Origin of the sequence: Niallia sp. Kr1, assembly GCF_050389805.1 — a bacterium.
Classification (GTDB): domain Bacteria; phylum Bacillota; class Bacilli; order Bacillales; family Cytobacillaceae; genus Bacillus_BD.
Genome location: NZ_CP130945.1, coordinates 1,268,350 through 1,285,567 on the forward strand (window position 1 = coordinate 1,268,350; position 17,218 = coordinate 1,285,567).

The 17,218-nt window shown below is 36.8% G+C and carries 14 protein-coding genes; 12 read left to right on the forward strand and 2 right to left on the reverse strand.

What is annotated here, in order from left to right; translation table 11 throughout:
• Positions 1-176: 176 nt before the first annotated feature.
• From moaA to mobB, 3 genes are all read left to right on the forward strand, one after another.
• The gene (gene moaA / locus Q5760_RS06330) at positions 177-1,193 is read left to right on the forward strand and encodes a GTP 3',8-cyclase MoaA (protein WP_428911358.1); all 1,017 of its coding nucleotides are present in this window, start codon (positions 177-179) and stop codon (positions 1,191-1,193) included.
• A 206-nt stretch (positions 1,194-1,399) separates the two neighbouring features.
• Complete coding sequence (locus Q5760_RS06335) at positions 1,400-2,665, forward strand: molybdopterin molybdotransferase MoeA (RefSeq protein WP_428912509.1); 1,266 nt, start codon at positions 1,400-1,402, stop codon at positions 2,663-2,665.
• On the forward strand, positions 2,659-3,186 hold the full coding sequence (mobB, locus tag Q5760_RS06340) for a molybdopterin-guanine dinucleotide biosynthesis protein B (protein WP_428911359.1): 528 nt from the start codon (positions 2,659-2,661) through the stop codon (positions 3,184-3,186). Before Q5760_RS06335 ends, mobB begins: the two co-directional genes overlap by 7 nt.
• 19 nt (positions 3,187-3,205) lie before the next feature.
• Here mobB and Q5760_RS06345 read toward each other — a convergent pair whose 3' ends face one another.
• The gene (locus Q5760_RS06345) at positions 3,206-3,901 is read right to left on the reverse strand and encodes a Crp/Fnr family transcriptional regulator (RefSeq protein WP_428911360.1); all 696 of its coding nucleotides are present in this window, start codon (positions 3,899-3,901) and stop codon (positions 3,206-3,208) included.
• A gap of 365 nt (positions 3,902-4,266) precedes the next feature.
• On the opposite strand from Q5760_RS06345, the gene argC reads away from it, so the two are divergent.
• From argC to clpB, 9 genes are all read left to right on the forward strand, one after another.
• Positions 4,267-5,301, forward strand: a complete 1,035-nt coding sequence (argC, locus tag Q5760_RS06350) for an N-acetyl-gamma-glutamyl-phosphate reductase (protein WP_428911361.1) — start codon at positions 4,267-4,269, stop codon at positions 5,299-5,301.
• A 36-nt stretch (positions 5,302-5,337) separates the two neighbouring features.
• Positions 5,338-6,573 (forward strand): bifunctional ornithine acetyltransferase/N-acetylglutamate synthase, encoded by a 1,236-nt coding sequence (argJ, locus tag Q5760_RS06355; protein ID WP_428911362.1) that lies wholly within the window; start codon positions 5,338-5,340, stop codon positions 6,571-6,573.
• A gap of 13 nt (positions 6,574-6,586) precedes the next feature.
• Positions 6,587-7,348, forward strand: coding sequence for an acetylglutamate kinase (gene argB / locus Q5760_RS06360; RefSeq protein ID WP_428911363.1), 762 nt, complete (start codon positions 6,587-6,589; stop codon positions 7,346-7,348).
• A gap of 7 nt (positions 7,349-7,355) precedes the next feature.
• Positions 7,356-8,501, forward strand: a complete 1,146-nt coding sequence (locus Q5760_RS06365) for an acetylornithine transaminase (RefSeq protein ID WP_428911364.1) — start codon at positions 7,356-7,358, stop codon at positions 8,499-8,501.
• 90 nt (positions 8,502-8,591) lie between these two features.
• Entirely contained in the window at positions 8,592-9,674 is a 1,083-nt protein-coding gene (locus Q5760_RS06370; RefSeq protein ID WP_428911365.1) for a carbamoyl phosphate synthase small subunit, read from the forward strand.
• Positions 9,667-12,780, forward strand: coding sequence for a carbamoyl phosphate synthase large subunit (locus Q5760_RS06375; protein ID WP_428911366.1), 3,114 nt, complete (start codon positions 9,667-9,669; stop codon positions 12,778-12,780). Before Q5760_RS06370 ends, Q5760_RS06375 begins: the two co-directional genes overlap by 8 nt.
• Entirely contained in the window at positions 12,781-13,746 is a 966-nt protein-coding gene (gene argF, locus Q5760_RS06380) for an ornithine carbamoyltransferase (protein WP_428911367.1), read from the forward strand.
• A gap of 152 nt (positions 13,747-13,898) precedes the next feature.
• Positions 13,899-14,078, forward strand: a complete 180-nt coding sequence (locus tag Q5760_RS06385) for a YjzC family protein (protein WP_428911368.1) — start codon at positions 13,899-13,901, stop codon at positions 14,076-14,078.
• Between the two features lie 143 nt (positions 14,079-14,221).
• Entirely contained in the window at positions 14,222-16,819 is a 2,598-nt protein-coding gene (clpB, locus tag Q5760_RS06390; protein ID WP_428911369.1) for an ATP-dependent chaperone ClpB, read from the forward strand.
• 72 nt (positions 16,820-16,891) lie between these two features.
• Here clpB and Q5760_RS06395 read toward each other — a convergent pair whose 3' ends face one another.
• Entirely contained in the window at positions 16,892-17,080 is a 189-nt protein-coding gene (locus Q5760_RS06395; RefSeq protein WP_428911370.1) for a YjzD family protein, read from the reverse strand.
• Between the last annotated feature and the right edge of the window lie 138 nt (positions 17,081-17,218).

Here is a 17,218-nt window from a genome sequence, read left to right on the forward strand (position 1 = left end):
AACGTATTAGAGTAGTTAATTTGTGAGTATTGTCACTACATTTATAGTTTTATTCATTTAATATATAATTAATATAAGACTTTGTTTCTTTATATTGTCTAAATTACCATATACATTTAATCTGATTTGTACTATTGTTGAATAAATGACTAAAACTCTTTAAAGGAGTTGACTACATGACAAAAGAATTAGTAAAAGATAAATTAGATCGACCACTAAGAGATTTGCGTATTTCTGTAATTGACCGTTGTAATTTCCGTTGTCAATATTGTATGCCTGCAGATCTTTTTGGCCCAGACTTTGCTTTTTTGCCAAAAGAAGAATTACTTTCCTTTGAAGAGATTGAGAGAATTGCACGTATCTTTATTGATCTAGGAGTAGAGAAAATTCGCTTAACGGGTGGAGAACCTTTATTAAGACAAGACATTCCTCTATTAGTAGAAAAGCTTGCTTCTATTGAAGGACTCCATGATATCGCTTTAACAACAAATGGTGTTTATTTACCAAAGTATGCAAAAGCTTTAAAAGCAGCAGGGTTAAAACGGGTGAACATTAGTTTGGATACGCTTAAAGATGAATTGTTTGGTGAAATTAATGGTCGAAACGTTGGAACGAAACCCGTACTAAAAGGAATTAAAGCGGCCCAGGAAGCAGGCTTAGGGATTAAAATTAATATGGTAGTAAAAAAAGGTCTCAATGATTCTGAAATTGTTCCAATGGCCCAGTTCTGTAAAGACGAAGGACTACAGCTTCGCTATATAGAATATATGGATGTCGGTAGCACGAATGGTTGGAAAATGGACGATGTGGTAACGAAAAAAGAGATCTATTATATCTTAAAAGAACATTTTGAACTAGAGTCTGTTTATCCTGATTATTATGGTGAAGTTGCAAAGCGTTATCGATATAAAGATAATGGTGTTGAAGTTGGATTCATAACATCTGTTTCAGAGGCATTTTGTTCTACTTGTACTAGGTCTCGTTTATCCGCTAATGGTCAAGTTTTCACTTGCTTATTTAATGGAAATGGGTATGATATTCGTGATTTTATGCGCAATGGAGCAACGGATGAAGAGATTCGAAATCGAGTAATGGGAATTTGGCATGATCGAACAGATCGATATTCTGAAGAACGAACTGCTGAAACGGTTGCAAATCGAAAGAAAATCGAAATGTCTTATATTGGTGGATAGAACTCCTTTCTTAAGGAGTTCTTTCCATATTAATGCTAAAAAGTGAGATTTATCACTGAATAAACATTTTTTAAAAAAGGAAAGCTCTGTTAAACCATCCAAAATTAACATGACTCTTTAAATAGTCTAGAGGAAAAAAGTTAGGATTGTCAAAATGTTTATTCGTTATAATATGACTAAGGATGTATTTAGGAGTGAGAGATCATATGGTTGAAAGAAGAACGCCTATTTCAGTAGGTGACGCAGTACGGAAGGTTATGAAGTATGAAAAACCAGGCACGGTAGAATATGTTTCAATCGATGAAAGCTATGGGCGATATTTGTCCGAAGATTTAGTTGCGACAAATCATGTACCACCATTTGACAAAGCCCCATATGATGGATTTGCGATTCGCTCTGTTGATACAAAAGAAGCCGCACTCTCAAATCCAGTAGAATTTGAGGTAATTGATCATATTGGCGCAGGAATCGTGAGTACGAAGACTCTTGGACCATTCCAAGTGATCCGGATTATGACGGGTGCGCAAATGCCTGAGGGTAGTGATGCTGTGGTCATGCTTGAATTAGCTAAAGAGTCAGAAAAAGTTGGGAAATCATACATAACCATTAAACGAGCTTATAATAAAGGCGATAATGTGTCGTATTGCGGAGAAGATGCAAAAGAAGGCGAGATCCTTGTTCAAAAAGGGAGCTTCATTAACCCTGGTGTTCAAGCGATGTTAGCAACTTTTGGATATGCTAAAGTACCTGTAGCAAAGAAACCGATCGTCGGACTTTTTGCTACAGGAACGGAATTATTAAATGTTGAAGAGCCATTGCAACCTGGTAAAATACGAAATAGTAATTCACATATGATCATGGCTCAAATTGAACGAGTTGGTGCCGAAGCTCGTTTTTACGGAAACTTACCAGACGAACTCGATACTTGTTTTGAAGCCATCTCTAAAGTCCTACCTGAAGTAGATATGTTAATAACAACTGGCGGGGTTTCAGTAGGGGACTTTGATTTACTTCCTGAAATATATGAAAAGCTTGGAGCAGAGGTCCTGTTTAATAAAATTGCCATGCGTCCAGGCAGTGTAACAACGGTCGCACAGCATCAAGGCAAATTACTATTTGGTCTTTCTGGTAATCCATCTGCTTGTTATGTAGGCTTTGAATTATTCACTAGACCGATTATAAGAAAGATGCTATTTACAGACAAACCGCATCTTCGAAAAGAATCTGCGATCCTACAAGCGAATTTTCCTAAAGCCAATCCATTTACCCGTTTTGTAAGGAGTGCAGTTTCAATATCAGAAGGGCGACTTGTTGTAAAGCCAAATGGTATGGATAAATCCAATATTGTCATGAGTTTGGCTGGAGCCAACTCTTTCATTATTTTACCTGGAGGAACTCGAGGTTTTGAAACGGGAGAAGAAGTGGATGTGTTATTACTTGATGATGTTACTGGGAGCTCGTGGCCTTGGTAGAACCATTCATTTTTCAAATCGTGGGTTATCAAAATAGTGGAAAGACCACATTTATTAATCATTTAATAACGAAATTAAAATTGTTAGGGATCAGGACGGCAACGATTAAGCACCATGGACATGGAGGTAAACCTGAAATTGTAGAGAAAAAGGATTCATCCAGTCATATTACAGCAGGTGCTTTAGCCTCTTTAGTTGAAGGGGAAGGGCGGCTACTTTTACAGATAGAAAACTGTGAGACCGATCTAGCAGATCAAATCCAACTCATTTCAATGATAAAGCCTAATCTGATCCTAATAGAAGGTCATAAGCATGAACCCTATCCAAAAGCTGTTTTTATCCGAAATCAAAAGGATACGGAACTTTTAAAGAAATTAAAAGGGATAGAACTTGTTTTATATCAAGACGAGTTTCCAGAAACAGACATGGTTTGCTTTCAACGTGATGATAGTAAAGCAATACAATGGTTGATTGATTATCTCAGGCAACAAATTCAATGGAAAAAGGCTGATCCGCAATAAGCAAGGATCAGCCTTTCTTTTAACCTATTGTACAAATATATGAAGGGCAGTTTTCGCAGTTAATTTCAGTTTTTAAATAATTTAAGTCATGTATTGTAATAATCCCTTTATCAACTGAAATCACGTCTAGTTTACGCAGTTCACTGAGTAAACGGTTGATGACTTCTCTTGATGTACCGCAAAAATTAGCAATTTCTTGATTGGTTAAAGGGTGCTCAATTAAGATGCCAGAACTCGTTTTACTTCCATACGTATTGGTTAAGCGAATTAAGGTAGAGTATAAAGCCCCTTTTTTTCCATTTAAGATGAGATCACGAAGTTTACTTTGCGTAATCTCGTTTTGAGTGCTAAGCCACTTCATAAATTCGATTGCCAATTTATTATCTGAAAAAAGATGATTCTCTAAATCATTTTTATAAATAACGGCAACCTTTCCGTCCTCTAATACCTTTGCATTAAGCTTATGCTTGGAAGATGGGCAACCTAAAGATAGTTCACCGACTAAATCGTTTGAGGAACATAATCTTAATGTAAGCTCACTGCCGTCAGGTGTTAATTTACTTATTTTAATTTTCCCGCTGCGGATGATATACATCTCAGAATCGGATTCGCCTTCTTGGTATAAAAAACTACCCTTTTCTATTTTACTTTCATGATGAATATGTTGTTCTAACAATTGGGATAGTTCTTTAGATACTTCTTGAACAGGTTGCATAAAATAACCACCTTTTTTGCGGAATAAACCAGTGTATTACACATAGTATGTTTCACGTAAAAGAAAATATTTTTCCGCTAAATATTTTTGTAATATAAAAACAAATGTGTCAATTCATAAATGATTTTTATAATTGCATCTAATATAAAAGTATATATCTATTGAAAGGGTTTTAAAAGATGAAAAGGACAAAATCATCTTCTTGATTAATATTATACTATAATTATAGTGTTTTGTATGAAAATAATTTTTTGTAAAAAACCATTGATTTTATAATTACATATTTTTATAATGAGAGAAATAAAACTTATAAATATAAAAGAAAATGATTAAATATTCATTCTCTGTTTGGAGGGCAAAATAAAATGAAAGTAGCTTTAATCGGGACAACAGGGTACGGTGGAATAGAATTAGTACGAATCCTTCATAATCATCCTGTTTTTCATATACAATCTATTCACTCAACGAGAGGCGATGCGCCTATTTGGAAGGAATATCCGCATTTATTTGATATTAATCATCAATCATTAGAAACCATTAATCCAGAAAAGATTGCCCAGGAAGCCGACATGGTCTTCTTCGCAACTCCATCCGGTGTTTCTAGTCAACTTGCAGCACAATTTGAACCGTATGATTTACAGGTCATTGATTTATCTGGTGATTTACGTCTAAAGAATCAAGAAGATTATGTAAAATGGTATAAGCATGAACCAGCGCAACAACAATTAATAAATAAAGCAGTGTATGGTTTAACGGAATGGAATCGTGAACATGTGGAGAATGCAAAGTGGATATCAAATCCAGGATGCTATTCAACTGCATCATTACTTGGTTTGGCACCAATTGTGAAAGAAAATTGGATCGTTCCTTCATCTGTCATTATTGATGCAAAATCAGGAACTTCTGGTGCAGGAAGAAAACCGACAAGAATGAATATGATGGCTGAAATGTCGGAAAACTTTAAAATTTATAAAGTAAATGAACATCAACATATTCCAGAAATTGAACAACAATTGAATATTTGGAATAAAGGTATGAAAACAATTACCTTTTCGACTCATTTACTTCCTATCTCTCGAGGTATCATGGCAACGATCTATGTCCAATTAAATAACGAAAAAACGTTACATGAGATTTATGACCTGTATCAACAATCATATGAAAATTCACCATTTGTTAGGATTCGACCATTAGGTCAATTTCCTGCAGTAAAAGAAGTAGCAGGATCAAATTATTGTGATATCGGTTTACACTTAGATGAAAGAACAGGGAGATTAACGATTGTATCGGTTATCGACAACTTAATGAAAGGCGCCGCAGGTCAGGCTGTTCAAAATGCAAATGTAATGAATGGGCTTGATGAAAAAACTGGAATTGATTTTATTCCAATGTACCCTTAAAAGGTAAAAATCCCGGTGCGGAATATGAAGGGGGAAATGAGTGTGCAAGCAGTATCTAATTGCAAAATTAAAGAAATAAAAGACGGTAGTATTTTATCGCCAAATGGTTTTACAGCGGATGGAATAGAAGCAGGGATCAAACAAGGGAAAAAAGATTTAGGCTTAATCTTTAGTAATGTACCAGCCACTGCTGCCGCCGTTTATACAACGAATCAATTTCAAGCAGCACCGATAAAGGTAACACAAAATAGCATTTCTCGCACAGGATGCATTCAAGCCGTTATTGTGAACAGTGGTTGTGCAAATGCATGTACGGGCGAACAGGGGTTAAAGGATGCCTATGAAACAAGAACACTAGTGGCGCAAAAGTTTAATCTACCAGAACATTTAGTAGCTATTGGTTCTACTGGTGTCATTGGAGTCAATCTAGAGATGGAGAAAATACGAAACGGAATTGAAAAGTTAAATCCATTTTCATCAAAAGACCATGCCGATGCTTTTCAGACGGCAATCCTTACAACGGATACTACAATGAAAACATGTTGCTATACTGCCGAAATAAATGGAAAAACAATAACAATGGGTGGAGCAGCAAAAGGTTCTGGCATGATCCATCCGAATATGGCAACGATGCTAGGCTTTATTACTACGGATGCTGAAGTTTCACAAGAAGCTCTTTTGCAGGCATTAAGAGAAGTAACAGAAACGTCCTTTAATCAAATTACCGTTGATGGCGATACATCAACGAATGATACAGTGATTGTCCTTGCAAACGGTAATGCCGGAAATGAACCGTTATCTCCAGAACATCCAGAATGGCCTGTTTTTATCAACATGTTAAAGTTAACAAGTGAAAGTCTTGCTAAGCAAATTGCTAAAGATGGAGAAGGGGCAACAAAGCTCATTGAAGTTACGGTAATGGGAGCGGAAAACGAGCTTGATGCAAGAATGATTGCAAAGCAAATTGTGGGTTCTAGTTTGGTAAAAACAGCGATATTTGGAACGGATGCAAACTGGGGAAGAATTATTAGTGCGATTGGTCAAACAAAAGCCAAATTAAACCCTGATGATGTGGATGTAGCCATTGGTTCTATTGATATGTTGAAATCAAGCTCTCCTGTTCCATTTTCAGAAGAAGAGGCACTTCAGTATTTACAACAGGATTTTATACAAATCTTTGTTGATTTACATTATGGGGACGCAGTAGGAAAAGCATGGGGCTGTGATTTATCCTATGACTATGTGAAAATAAATGGAAATTATCGAACGTAAGGGTGAAAGTATAATGCGGAAAATAGTCATTAAATGTGGAGGCAGTATCCTTGATGAACTAACGCCTGATTTCTTTAAATCCTTAAAAGACCTACAGGAACAAGGAAATCAGTTAATATTTGTTCATGGCGGGGGACCTGATATCAATAAAATGCTGAGCCTGTATGAAGTAGAGCCTGTATTTTACAATGGTCTAAGGAAAACAACAGAACAAACATTAGAAATAGCTGAATTAGTGCTTTCAGGGCTAACGAATCGAAAATTAATTCAAAAACTTACGGAAAACGGATTTCAGGCATTCGGTATCAACGGAAGTGATGCTAACTTACTACAGGCAGATTACGTAGATCAAGATACATTAGGTTTTGTTGGAGAAATAACATCTGTAAATAACAAAATCATTTCATTGATCATGCAAGAAGAGATTGTCCCAGTTCTTACACCCATTGCGATTCATAAAAGTGGGCAAAAGTTAAATGTGAATGCAGATTATGCTGCTGCAGCTGTTGCACAGTCAGTCGGTGCTGAACAATGTATTTTTGTGACGGATGTAGCTGGGATTATGGTTAATGGAAAAGTGGTTGATTCATTAGAAAAGAAACAAGTTGAAATGCTGATAGAAAATGGAACCATCTATGGGGGCATGATTCCAAAAGTGACATCAGCCATGTCAGCACTCGATAAAGGCTTATCTAGTGTTATGATTGTTTCTGGGACATCAACCTTCTATGATGGTGAGAATTGGAAAGGTACGAAAATTATCGGAAAAGAGTGAGTAAATGATGAGCAATCTGTTTCCAACATATAGTAGATGGGAAATTGAACCCGAGTGGGCGGAAGGTAGTTATCTATATGGTAAAGACGGAAAAAAATATCTGGATTTTACATCTGGAATTGGTGTTAATAACCTAGGTCATCGTCCAAAAGTTGTGCAGGAGGCAATCCAAGAACAATTAGATAAGTTTTGGCATGTATCGAATTTATTTCCGGTGGAACTTCAAGAAATCGCAGCAGGAAAATTGGCCCCTGCTGCTGGAATGGATTTAGTATTCTTTTGCAATAGTGGTGCAGAAGCCAATGAAGCGGCGATTAAATTAGCAAGAAAAGCAACAGGTAGAAAAAAGATCATTACGTTTAACCAATCTTTTCATGGACGGACATATGCAACAATGTCTGCAACAGGTCAAGATAAAATAAAAAAAGGATTTGGCCCTATGCTTGAAACCTTTACATATGTGCCATTTAATGACCTAAAAGCACTAGAGTCAGAAATGAATGATGAAGTGGCTGCTGTTATGTTAGAGGTAATTCAAGGAGAGGGTGGAATTTTTCCTGCTACAGAAGAGTTCCTTCATGGAATAGAAGCTCTTTGTAAGCAACATGGCTCCCTATTGATTCTCGATGAGATTCAAACTGGGATTGGTCGTACCGGTAAGCCATTTGCTTTTCAACATTTTGACCTAAAACCAGATATTGTTTCGGTTGCAAAAGGGTTAGGAAATGGACTTCCAATCGGTGCTATTATTGGTAGAAAAGAATTGAAAGATGTTTTTGGTCCTGGCAGCCATGGCACAACCTTTGGAGGAAATCCACTTTCAGTTGCATCATCGATTGCAACCATGAATATGATATTTGATGAAGAATTTTTAACAGAGGTAAATAAAAAAGCTGAGTTTTTAAAGATAAATCTAAAGAAGAATCTTTCCAGTCTAACAAATGTAAAGGATATTAGAGGTCTAGGTTTCATGATAGGAATTGAAGTGACTGAAGGGGTTTCAGAAATATTAAAAAGTCTAAGAATCAGTGGAATAATCGTTCTATCAGCCGGTGAAAACGTTGTGAGACTTCTACCACCATTAACAGCAACAATCGAAGAAATTAGAACTGGAATCGAGATTATTACAAATGTGCTTTCTGAAAGAAATTAAAACAGCTAATTAGGCTGTTTTAATTTACAGTTGACCGTATAAATATAAATAAAGTATAATAAATATACAAAAATGTGGGGTGGGCAAATAATGGAAGGATACTTACAACTAAAATGCGGGGATCAGTTTAAGGGAGAATGGCTAACAAATGCTCCTGAAAAACCAATTAAAGGGGAAATCGTTTTTTTTACAGGAATGACAGGTTATCAGGAAGTCTTAACAGATCCATCTTATAAAGATCAAATCATTGTATTTACTTATCCATTAATTGGAAATTACGGAATAAATGAAGTGAATTTTGAAAGCAGTAAGCCACATGTTGCTGGTGTAGTTGTGTACGAAGCTAAGGAATCAGTGTTCCACTATGAAGCAAAGTATTCGTTAAAAGAATATCTGCAAAAATGGGAAATTCCAATGCTTGGTCATATTGATACTAGAGCAGTAGTTAAAAAGATTCGTAATGTCGGTACAATGCCAGCTGTTTTATCATCCACTACAGATGTAGATGAAAACAGTTTTACTTTATCCAATACAGAAAAAGTAAAAGAAATTACTTCTACAAAAGTTGAACGTTTTGGAAACGGAAAACACCATATAGTCCTAATTGATTTTGGCTCAAAAAAATCAATTATGAATAGTTTGTTAAAACGAGATTGCACAGTTACTTCGGTGCCTTATAATACAACCTTAGAAGCTATTAATGGTTTAAAACCAGAGGGGATTCTTTTATCAAATGGACCAGGGGATCCAAAAGACATTGAGTTCGTATTGCCGACGATCAAGAATTTAATCCAGCACTATCCTACATTAGGAATCTGTCTCGGTCATCAGTTGGCATCCTTAGCTTTGGGTGCTAATACAGAAAAATTGGCTTTTGGACATCGTGGAGCGAACCATCCTGTTATTGATTTAGAAAAGAATAAAGTTATGATGTCTTCACAGAACCATAGTTATGTAGTGGAAAAAAACTCGTTAAAAGATACAGGGCTGGTATTACGTTTTAAAAATTTACATGATGATTCAATTGAAGGTTTCACACATGAGGTTTATCCGCTCCAAACGGTGCAATTCCACCCTGAGGCGAATCCAGGTCCAGTGGAAAGCGGTTATCTATTTGATGAATTTATTGAAACAGTAAAAGCAAACAACGGGAGAGTATACGCTTATGCCTAAAGACACATCCATCCATTCAATTCTTGTTATTGGCTCCGGTCCGATTGTTATTGGTCAGGCAGCAGAATTCGACTATGCAGGAACACAAGCCTGCTTAGCTCTTAAAGAAGACGGATATAAAGTCATCCTTGTAAATGACAATCCAGCAACGATTATGACCGATCATAGCTTTGCTGATCAAATCTATTTTGAGCCATTGACTGTAGATGTATTAGAAAAGATCATTGCAAAAGAAAAACCCGATGGATTACTGGCAACCCTTGGTGGGCAAACAGGTTTAAATTTAGCTTTTCAATTAAGTGAGAACGGAATTCTTGAAAAGTATCGGGTGAAGTTGCTCGGTAGTTCAATTGAATCCATCAAAAAAGGAGAAGATCGAGAAGCGTTTCGTGCATTGATGCACGAATTAAATGAACCTGTACCAGAAAGCACGATTGTGCATGAATTACCAGAAGCTCTTGACTTTGCAGAACAAATTGGGTTTCCGATCATCATTCGCCCGGCATATACATTAGGTGGAACAGGTGGCGGGATTGCTTCCAATAAGGAAGAGTTTGTGAAACTTGTATCGGGTGGTTTACAAGAAAGTCCGATTCATCAGTGTTTAATTGAAAAAAGTATTGCAGGTTTTAAAGAAATTGAGTATGAAGTGATGAGGGATTCGAACAACACATGTATTACGATTTGCAACATGGAAAATATTGATCCAGTCGGGATTCATACAGGTGATTCCATCGTTGTGGCACCGTCCCAAACATTAACAGATGTGGAATATCAAATGCTTCGTTCAGCATCCATTAAAATCATTTCTGCATTAGAAATTATCGGTGGCTGTAATATCCAGTTTGCTCTTGATCCGAATAGCAAAAAATATTATTTAATCGAAGTAAACCCGAGGGTAAGTCGTTCGTCAGCACTTGCTTCAAAGGCAACGGGATACCCAATAGCGAGAATGGCCGCAAAACTCTCAGTTGGCTATTTACTAAATGAAATTATAAATCCGGTTACAGGGGATACGTTCGCAAGCTTTGAACCAGCCCTCGACTATGTGGTTGCGAAAATTCCAAAATGGCCTTTTGATAAATTTACTTCGCTTGAGCGAAAATTAGGAACGCAGATGAAAGCAACCGGTGAAGTAATGGGGATTGACCGTAATTTAGAAAGAGCGCTATTAAAAGCAATTCAATCGCTTGAAATTAACGTTAATGATTTAAGATTACCGGAATTAGATAAATTAAAAACAAACGAATTGCAGCAACTTTTACTTCAACAAACCGATCAGCGCTTTTTTGTCATCATGGAGCTTTTAAGAAGAGGCGTAACCGTAAACGAAATACATGACAAAACGGGTATTGATTTCTTTTTCTTACAAAGTTTCCAAATCCTGATTCAACAGGAGCAAGCCATTTCTACGTCTTCCATTGAAAATGTTACAAAAGACCAGCTTCAATTGTGGAAAGAAAAAGGCTTTAGCGATACATTTATTGCCTCACAGTGGGGAGTAACGGAAGAAAGTGTTCGTCAAAAGCGAAAAGAATTGGGAATCCTTCCTGTTTATAAAATGGTTGATACTTGTGCAGCAGAATTTGAGGCTCAATCCAATTACTATTATTCAAGTTATTTTGGTGAGAATGAACAAATTCCAAGTAATCGCCGAAAAGTAGCTATCATTGGCAGTGGTCCAATTAGAATTGGGCAAGGAATTGAATTTGATTATTGCTCTGTACATGGAGTGCTTGCTCTTAAGAATGAGGATGTTGAAACGATTTTAATCAACAATAATCCTGAAACCGTTAGTACTGATTTCACAACAGCTGACCGATTATATTTTGAACCGTTAATTCTCGAAACGATTATGAATGTAATTGAAAGTGAAGGTATAACTGAGGTAATCGTTCAACTTGGTGGACAAACGGCTCTCAACCTTGCTAAGAAACTAGAGGAGTATGGTGTAACGATTCTTGGAACGAATTCACATACGATTGATGTATTAGAAGACCGTGATCTATTCTATAAATTATTAGATGAATTACAAATTCCTCATATTCAAGGGGATATTGCTTATGATGAGGAACAAATAATAAAGTCCGTTTCTAAATTAGGTTTACCTGTGTTGATTCGCCCTTCCTATGTAATTGGTGGAAAAGGAATGGAAACCATCAAGAATCAACAAGAACTCCAAACCTATTTACAAAATGATGATATTCCTTATCCAGTATTAGTGGATCAATTTATGCAAGCATCAGAGGCAGAACTCGATCTTGTTGCAGATGGAATGAATGCGTGCATTCCAGCATTAATGGAGCATATTGAAAAAACTGGTGTTCACTCTGGTGACAGTCTGTCTATGCTGCCAGCGCAAAATCTAACGGATGCTGCAGAAGCAAAAATGAAAGATTATGCTTTAAAAATTGTTCGAAAGCTTGGTTATAAAGGACTTATGAATATCCAGTACATTGTTGATGGTGATAGCGTTTATTTACTTGAAGTCAATCCACGCGCAAGTCGAACAGTTCCTATTGTAAGTAAAGTAACGGGTATCCCGCTTGTCCAAATTGCGACAAAGATCTTGCTTGGGAACTATCAATTATCATCAGATGAAGTGAACCAAGAGCGTAAAATTCCATATGTTTGTATTAAATATCCTGTTTTCTCTAATTATGCTTTAAGCGGACTTGATTCAAAAGTAACGGCTGAAATGAGATCTACAGGAGAAGGAATTTCGATTGCAGATAGTGTTAAAGAAGCATTAAATAAGGCATTCCATGTTGCTTTAAAGAATAAAAAGGGAACTACTGTACTGGTAAGTACATTGAATGGATTAGAGAATTATCAGGATGTTGCTACTGCATCTGGATCCAAGCTCGTTCTAACTGGAGAACAGTCTGAAGCTCTTTTGAAAGATGAGAATACGATAGCCTATTATAACCCTAGTGGACTACAACAAGATAAACAACTTCGTGCGATTGCTACAAAAAACAGGGTCATAACATTTTCTGAAAAGGAAAGTTTATATGCGTTTTTACAAGCATTAACGGTTAAAGATTTTACGGTTCATTCCATTGAAGATTGGTACAATATGATGAAAGAGGACGTGAATGCATAAATGTCAGCTGAAATTACAGCAAAAGATGAACTTCAATTAAAGGGAAAAGATTTATTAACAGTAGCGGAGTTAACTCAGGAACAGATTTTAGGGTTATTGTCGAAGGCAAAGAAAATCAAAGCCCTGAAACTCGCGGGTGAAACGTACCACCCTTTAAAAGGAAAAACACTTGGTATGATTTTTGAAAAATCTTCAACAAGAACTCGTGTTTCTTTTGAAGCAGGGATGTACCAATTGGGTGGTCATGCACTTTTTTTAAGCAGCAATGATTTACAAATTGGAAGAGGGGAACCGATATCTGATACTGCGCAAGTACTTTCAGAGTATCTAGATGCCATTATGATTCGAACATTTGAGCATGAAAAGGTAGAAGAACTTGCTAAATATGCATCGATTCCAGTGATTAACGCCTTAACCGATTTATCCCATCCTTGTCAGGCATTGGCTGATTTATTAACCATCCAAGAATGTAAAGGGGAAAATCTGAAAGGTTTGAAATTGGCTTATATTGGAGATGGAAACAATATGGCTCATTCTTTAATGATTGCTGCTGCAAAAGTTGGAATGGACTTTGCTATAGCTTGTCCAGAAGGATATAAACCAAATGAAAAAGTAACGAATATGGCTCTAGAAATAGCCAAAGAAACGGGAGCTAATATCCTAATCACACAAGATCCAGTAGAAGCAGTGAAAGAGGCAGATGCCATTTATACAGATGTCTGGACGAGTATGGGACAGGAAAAAGAAAATGAAGACAGAATGAAAGCATTCGCTGGTAAGTATCAAGTAAATGAAGAACTTGTTAAGCATGCAAAAGATGACTTTATTTTCTTACATTGCCTTCCTGCCCACCGAGGTGAAGAGGTTACAGCTGAAATTATTGATGGGGATCATTCAGTTGTCTTCCAAGAAGCTGGAAATAGATTACATGCACAAAAGGCATTGCTAGTAGCTCTTTTAGCGTAAGGATCGGTTTAGCTGAGATTGAATTATTAGCAGCGTCAAAAAGTTTTTTTACGGTTGGTGACCAATTGTAAATCAAACTTCCCTTATTTTCCTTCATGAATGGTTTCTAAAATAGCCATAATAAAAGGGACCAAACATAAGGGGGAATCGATATGGGTCAGAATCGACAATTTCGTCCAGGTCAAAAAGCTCCAAATAATGGGATTTATATAGAAATTGGTGAAACAGGAAGCAATGTGAAAAACCCAAAAATGCTTAGAATGAAAGCGGGAGATGCATTCCCGGAAAACTCAAATGACGATCGTATTTGGACATATCAAAGAAAACCTTAATCTTTTAGGCCATCCGAAATGGGTGGTCTTTTTGTGCATTTCTTCTACTTTAAACAGTGTTTTACATTTCCATGAAGCTTTTAAAATGAAACTAAAAAGGATATAATAAAAATAAAGGTCAAAAAAGGTCAAGGAGGCATTATATGGACATTAATCAAATGACGGAAAAAGTTCAAAAAGCAATTATGAATGCCCAAAGCATAGCCATTAGAGAACAGCATCAAGAGGTTGATGAAGTCCACTTATTTATGGTCATGCTTGAAGATCAAGATAATTTAATCCTTTCTATTTTACAAAAAATGGATGTAAATATGACGGAGATTCGGGCAGGTATACAACAGTTTCTCATGAAAAAACCGAAAGTCACCGGTAGTGGTGTAGAACAAGGGAAACTTTATATCACAAACGGCTTGCAAAGGGTTCTTGCTGAATCAGAAAAATTTATGAAGCAATTTAAGGATGATTATTTATCTGTAGAACATATTTTATTAGCTTCCATCTCCCTTCCATCCGAGATCGGGAATTATTTTAAGGATAACGGAATATCGTTAAAAACTTTATTAGAAGTGATTAGAGAGATAAGGGGGAATCAAAGAGTGACATCGCAAAATCCAGAGGGTACATATGAGGCGTTGAAAAAGTATGGAAGAGATTTGGTTGCGGAAGTCCAAGCTGGGAAGGTAGATCCAGTTATTGGAAGAGACAGTGAGATTCGAAATGTAATTCGAATCTTATCAAGAAAAACAAAAAATAATCCAGTGCTTATTGGAGAACCTGGTGTTGGGAAAACAGCTATTGTTGAAGGATTGGCACAGCGTATTGTCCGCAAAGATGTCCCAGAAGGGTTAAAGAATAAGACCATTTTTTCACTGGATATGAGTGCATTGATTGCAGGTGCAAAATTTCGCGGAGAATTTGAGGAACGTCTAAAAGCTGTATTAAACGAAGTGAAAAAAAGTGACGGACAAATTCTTCTTTTTATTGATGAGATTCATACGATTGTTGGTGCTGGTAAAACGGAAGGAGCCATGGATGCCGGTAATATGTTAAAGCCTATGCTTGCTCGTGGGGAACTTCACTGTATTGGTGCGACAACACTCGACGAATATCGTAAATATATTGAGAAAGATCCTGCTTTAGAACGGCGCTTTCAGCAAGTTCTTGTTCAAGAACCTGACGTAGAAGATACGATCTCCATTTTAAGGGGACTAAAGGAGCGCTTTGAAGTATATCACGGTGTGAATATTCATGACCGTGCATTAGTAGCTGCAGCTACATTGTCTCATCGCTATATTACCGATCGGTTCTTGCCTGATAAAGCGATTGATCTAATTGATGAAGCGTGTGCGATGATTCGTACGGAAATGGATTCAATGCCATCTGAATTAGATGAAGTCACGAGAAGAGTGATGCAATTAGAAATCGAAGAAGCGGCATTAGAGAAGGAAAAGGACGATGCAAGTAAAGAAAGACTTGATTCTCTAAGAAAGGAATTAGCCCAATTCCGTGAACAAGCGCATGCAATGCGGGCTAAATGGCAGGTTGAAAAGGAGAGCATTGGAAAGGTTCAAGAGAAACGCGAACAGCTAGAAAAGTTACGTCGTGAATTAGAGCATGCAGAGAATGAATATGATCTCAATAAAGCTGCAGAACTTCGTCACGGGCGTATCCCAGCATTGGAAAAAGAATTAAAACAATTAGAAATGGAGGTTAATGAAAAACAAGGAGAGCGGTTATTAAGAGAAGAAGTGACAGAAGATGAAATCTCTTCCATTGTAGCTCGATGGACAGGGATCCCCGTTACGAAACTTGTAGAAGGAGAACGAGAAAAACTTCTTCGTTTAGAAAGTATTTTACACGAAAGAGTCATTGGACAAGAGGAAGCGGTTCGTTTAGTATCAGACGCTGTTTTAAGGGCAAGAGCAGGAATTAAAGATCCGAAACGCCCAATTGGTTCATTTGTCTTTTTGGGTCCAACTGGTGTCGGAAAAACAGAATTAGCAAAAGCTTTAGCCCAAAGCTTATTTGATAGTGAAGAACAAATTGTCCGTTTAGACATGTCTGAATATATGGAGAAACATTCCGTTTCAAGGTTAATCGGTGCTCCTCCAGGATATGTAGGCTATGAAGAAGGAGGGCAGCTTACAGAAGCTGTTAGAAGAAGACCTTACTCGGTCATCTTATTGGATGAAATTGAGAAAGCCCATCCGGAAGTATTCAATATCTTGCTACAAGTTCTCGATGATGGTAGAATTACCGATTCCCAGGGAAGAATGGTTGATTTTAAAAATGCTGTGATCATCATGACTTCTAACATTGGATCGCAATATCTGTTAGAGCAACATAATGGGAACGAAGAAATCGCAGATGAAACGCGTGACTTAGTAATGGGTCAATTAAGAGGTCACTTCCGACCAGAATTCTTAAATCGGATTGATGAAATCATTTTATTCAAACCACTGACTTTACAAAATATCAAGGAGATTGTAGGCAAGCTTGTTCAAGAGCTGCAACTTAGATTATCAGAGCAACAAATAAAATTACGTATAAATGATGAAGCAAAGGAATATATTGCAGAAAATGGCTTTGATCCGATTTATGGAGCAAGACCACTGAAAAGATTTATTCAAAGGAACCTTGAAACGAAAATGGCACGTGCCATTATTGCAGGAGAAATTCGTGAAAATCAATCTGTGACGATTGTTATAAAACAAAACGAAATAGGTTTTGAAATCGAATAGAACACTATGTACCCCAAAAAATAAAAAACAAGTCATTCTGTTTTTCAGAATGACTTGTTTCCATTAATTTTTTTAATGATGTCCATCTTGCTCTGCAGGTTGGGGTAAAATAAAAGGAATGACATGTACCAAAATCGTTGTAATCACACCCAAGGTTAAAGCAAGTTGGAGATTAAAAGCAACACCGACCATTGAACTGACGACATATGTAAGCATTAACATTAAAAGAAAAGACCAAATCGCTGTCATAATAGAACGCACAAACACTCACCTCAAAAGTATAATCTTTCTAATTATCTTACCATATTTTAAATTATTTATAAAGTGAAACTTCTATTAGAAAAGGGTATTCTTCCCGGACTGATGGTCAGTCACACAGCCCTGATCGATTTCTCTAAG

Bases quoted from the DNA above. Each gene is read 5' to 3' on its own strand.
- Q5760_RS06375 (WP_428911366.1), top strand. From the start codon at position 9,667: ATGCCTAAAGACACATCCATCCATTCAATTCTTGTTATTGGCTCCGGT.
- argJ (WP_428911362.1), top strand. From the start codon at position 5,338: ATGAGTGTGCAAGCAGTATCTAATTGCAAAATTAAAGAAATAAAAGAC.
- moaA (WP_428911358.1), top strand. From the start codon at position 177: ATGACAAAAGAATTAGTAAAAGATAAATTAGATCGACCACTAAGAGAT.
- Q5760_RS06345 (WP_428911360.1), bottom strand. From the start codon at position 3,901: ATGCAACCTGTTCAAGAAGTATCTAAAGAACTATCCCAATTGTTAGAA.
- Q5760_RS06370 (WP_428911365.1), top strand. From the start codon at position 8,592: ATGGAAGGATACTTACAACTAAAATGCGGGGATCAGTTTAAGGGAGAA.
- Q5760_RS06335 (WP_428912509.1), top strand. From the start codon at position 1,400: ATGGTTGAAAGAAGAACGCCTATTTCAGTAGGTGACGCAGTACGGAAG.
- clpB (WP_428911369.1), top strand. From the start codon at position 14,222: ATGGACATTAATCAAATGACGGAAAAAGTTCAAAAAGCAATTATGAAT.
- argB (WP_428911363.1), top strand. From the start codon at position 6,587: ATGCGGAAAATAGTCATTAAATGTGGAGGCAGTATCCTTGATGAACTA.
- Q5760_RS06365 (WP_428911364.1), top strand. From the start codon at position 7,356: ATGAGCAATCTGTTTCCAACATATAGTAGATGGGAAATTGAACCCGAG.
- Q5760_RS06385 (WP_428911368.1), top strand. From the start codon at position 13,899: ATGGGTCAGAATCGACAATTTCGTCCAGGTCAAAAAGCTCCAAATAAT.
- argC (WP_428911361.1), top strand. From the start codon at position 4,267: ATGAAAGTAGCTTTAATCGGGACAACAGGGTACGGTGGAATAGAATTA.
- argF (WP_428911367.1), top strand. From the start codon at position 12,781: ATGTCAGCTGAAATTACAGCAAAAGATGAACTTCAATTAAAGGGAAAA.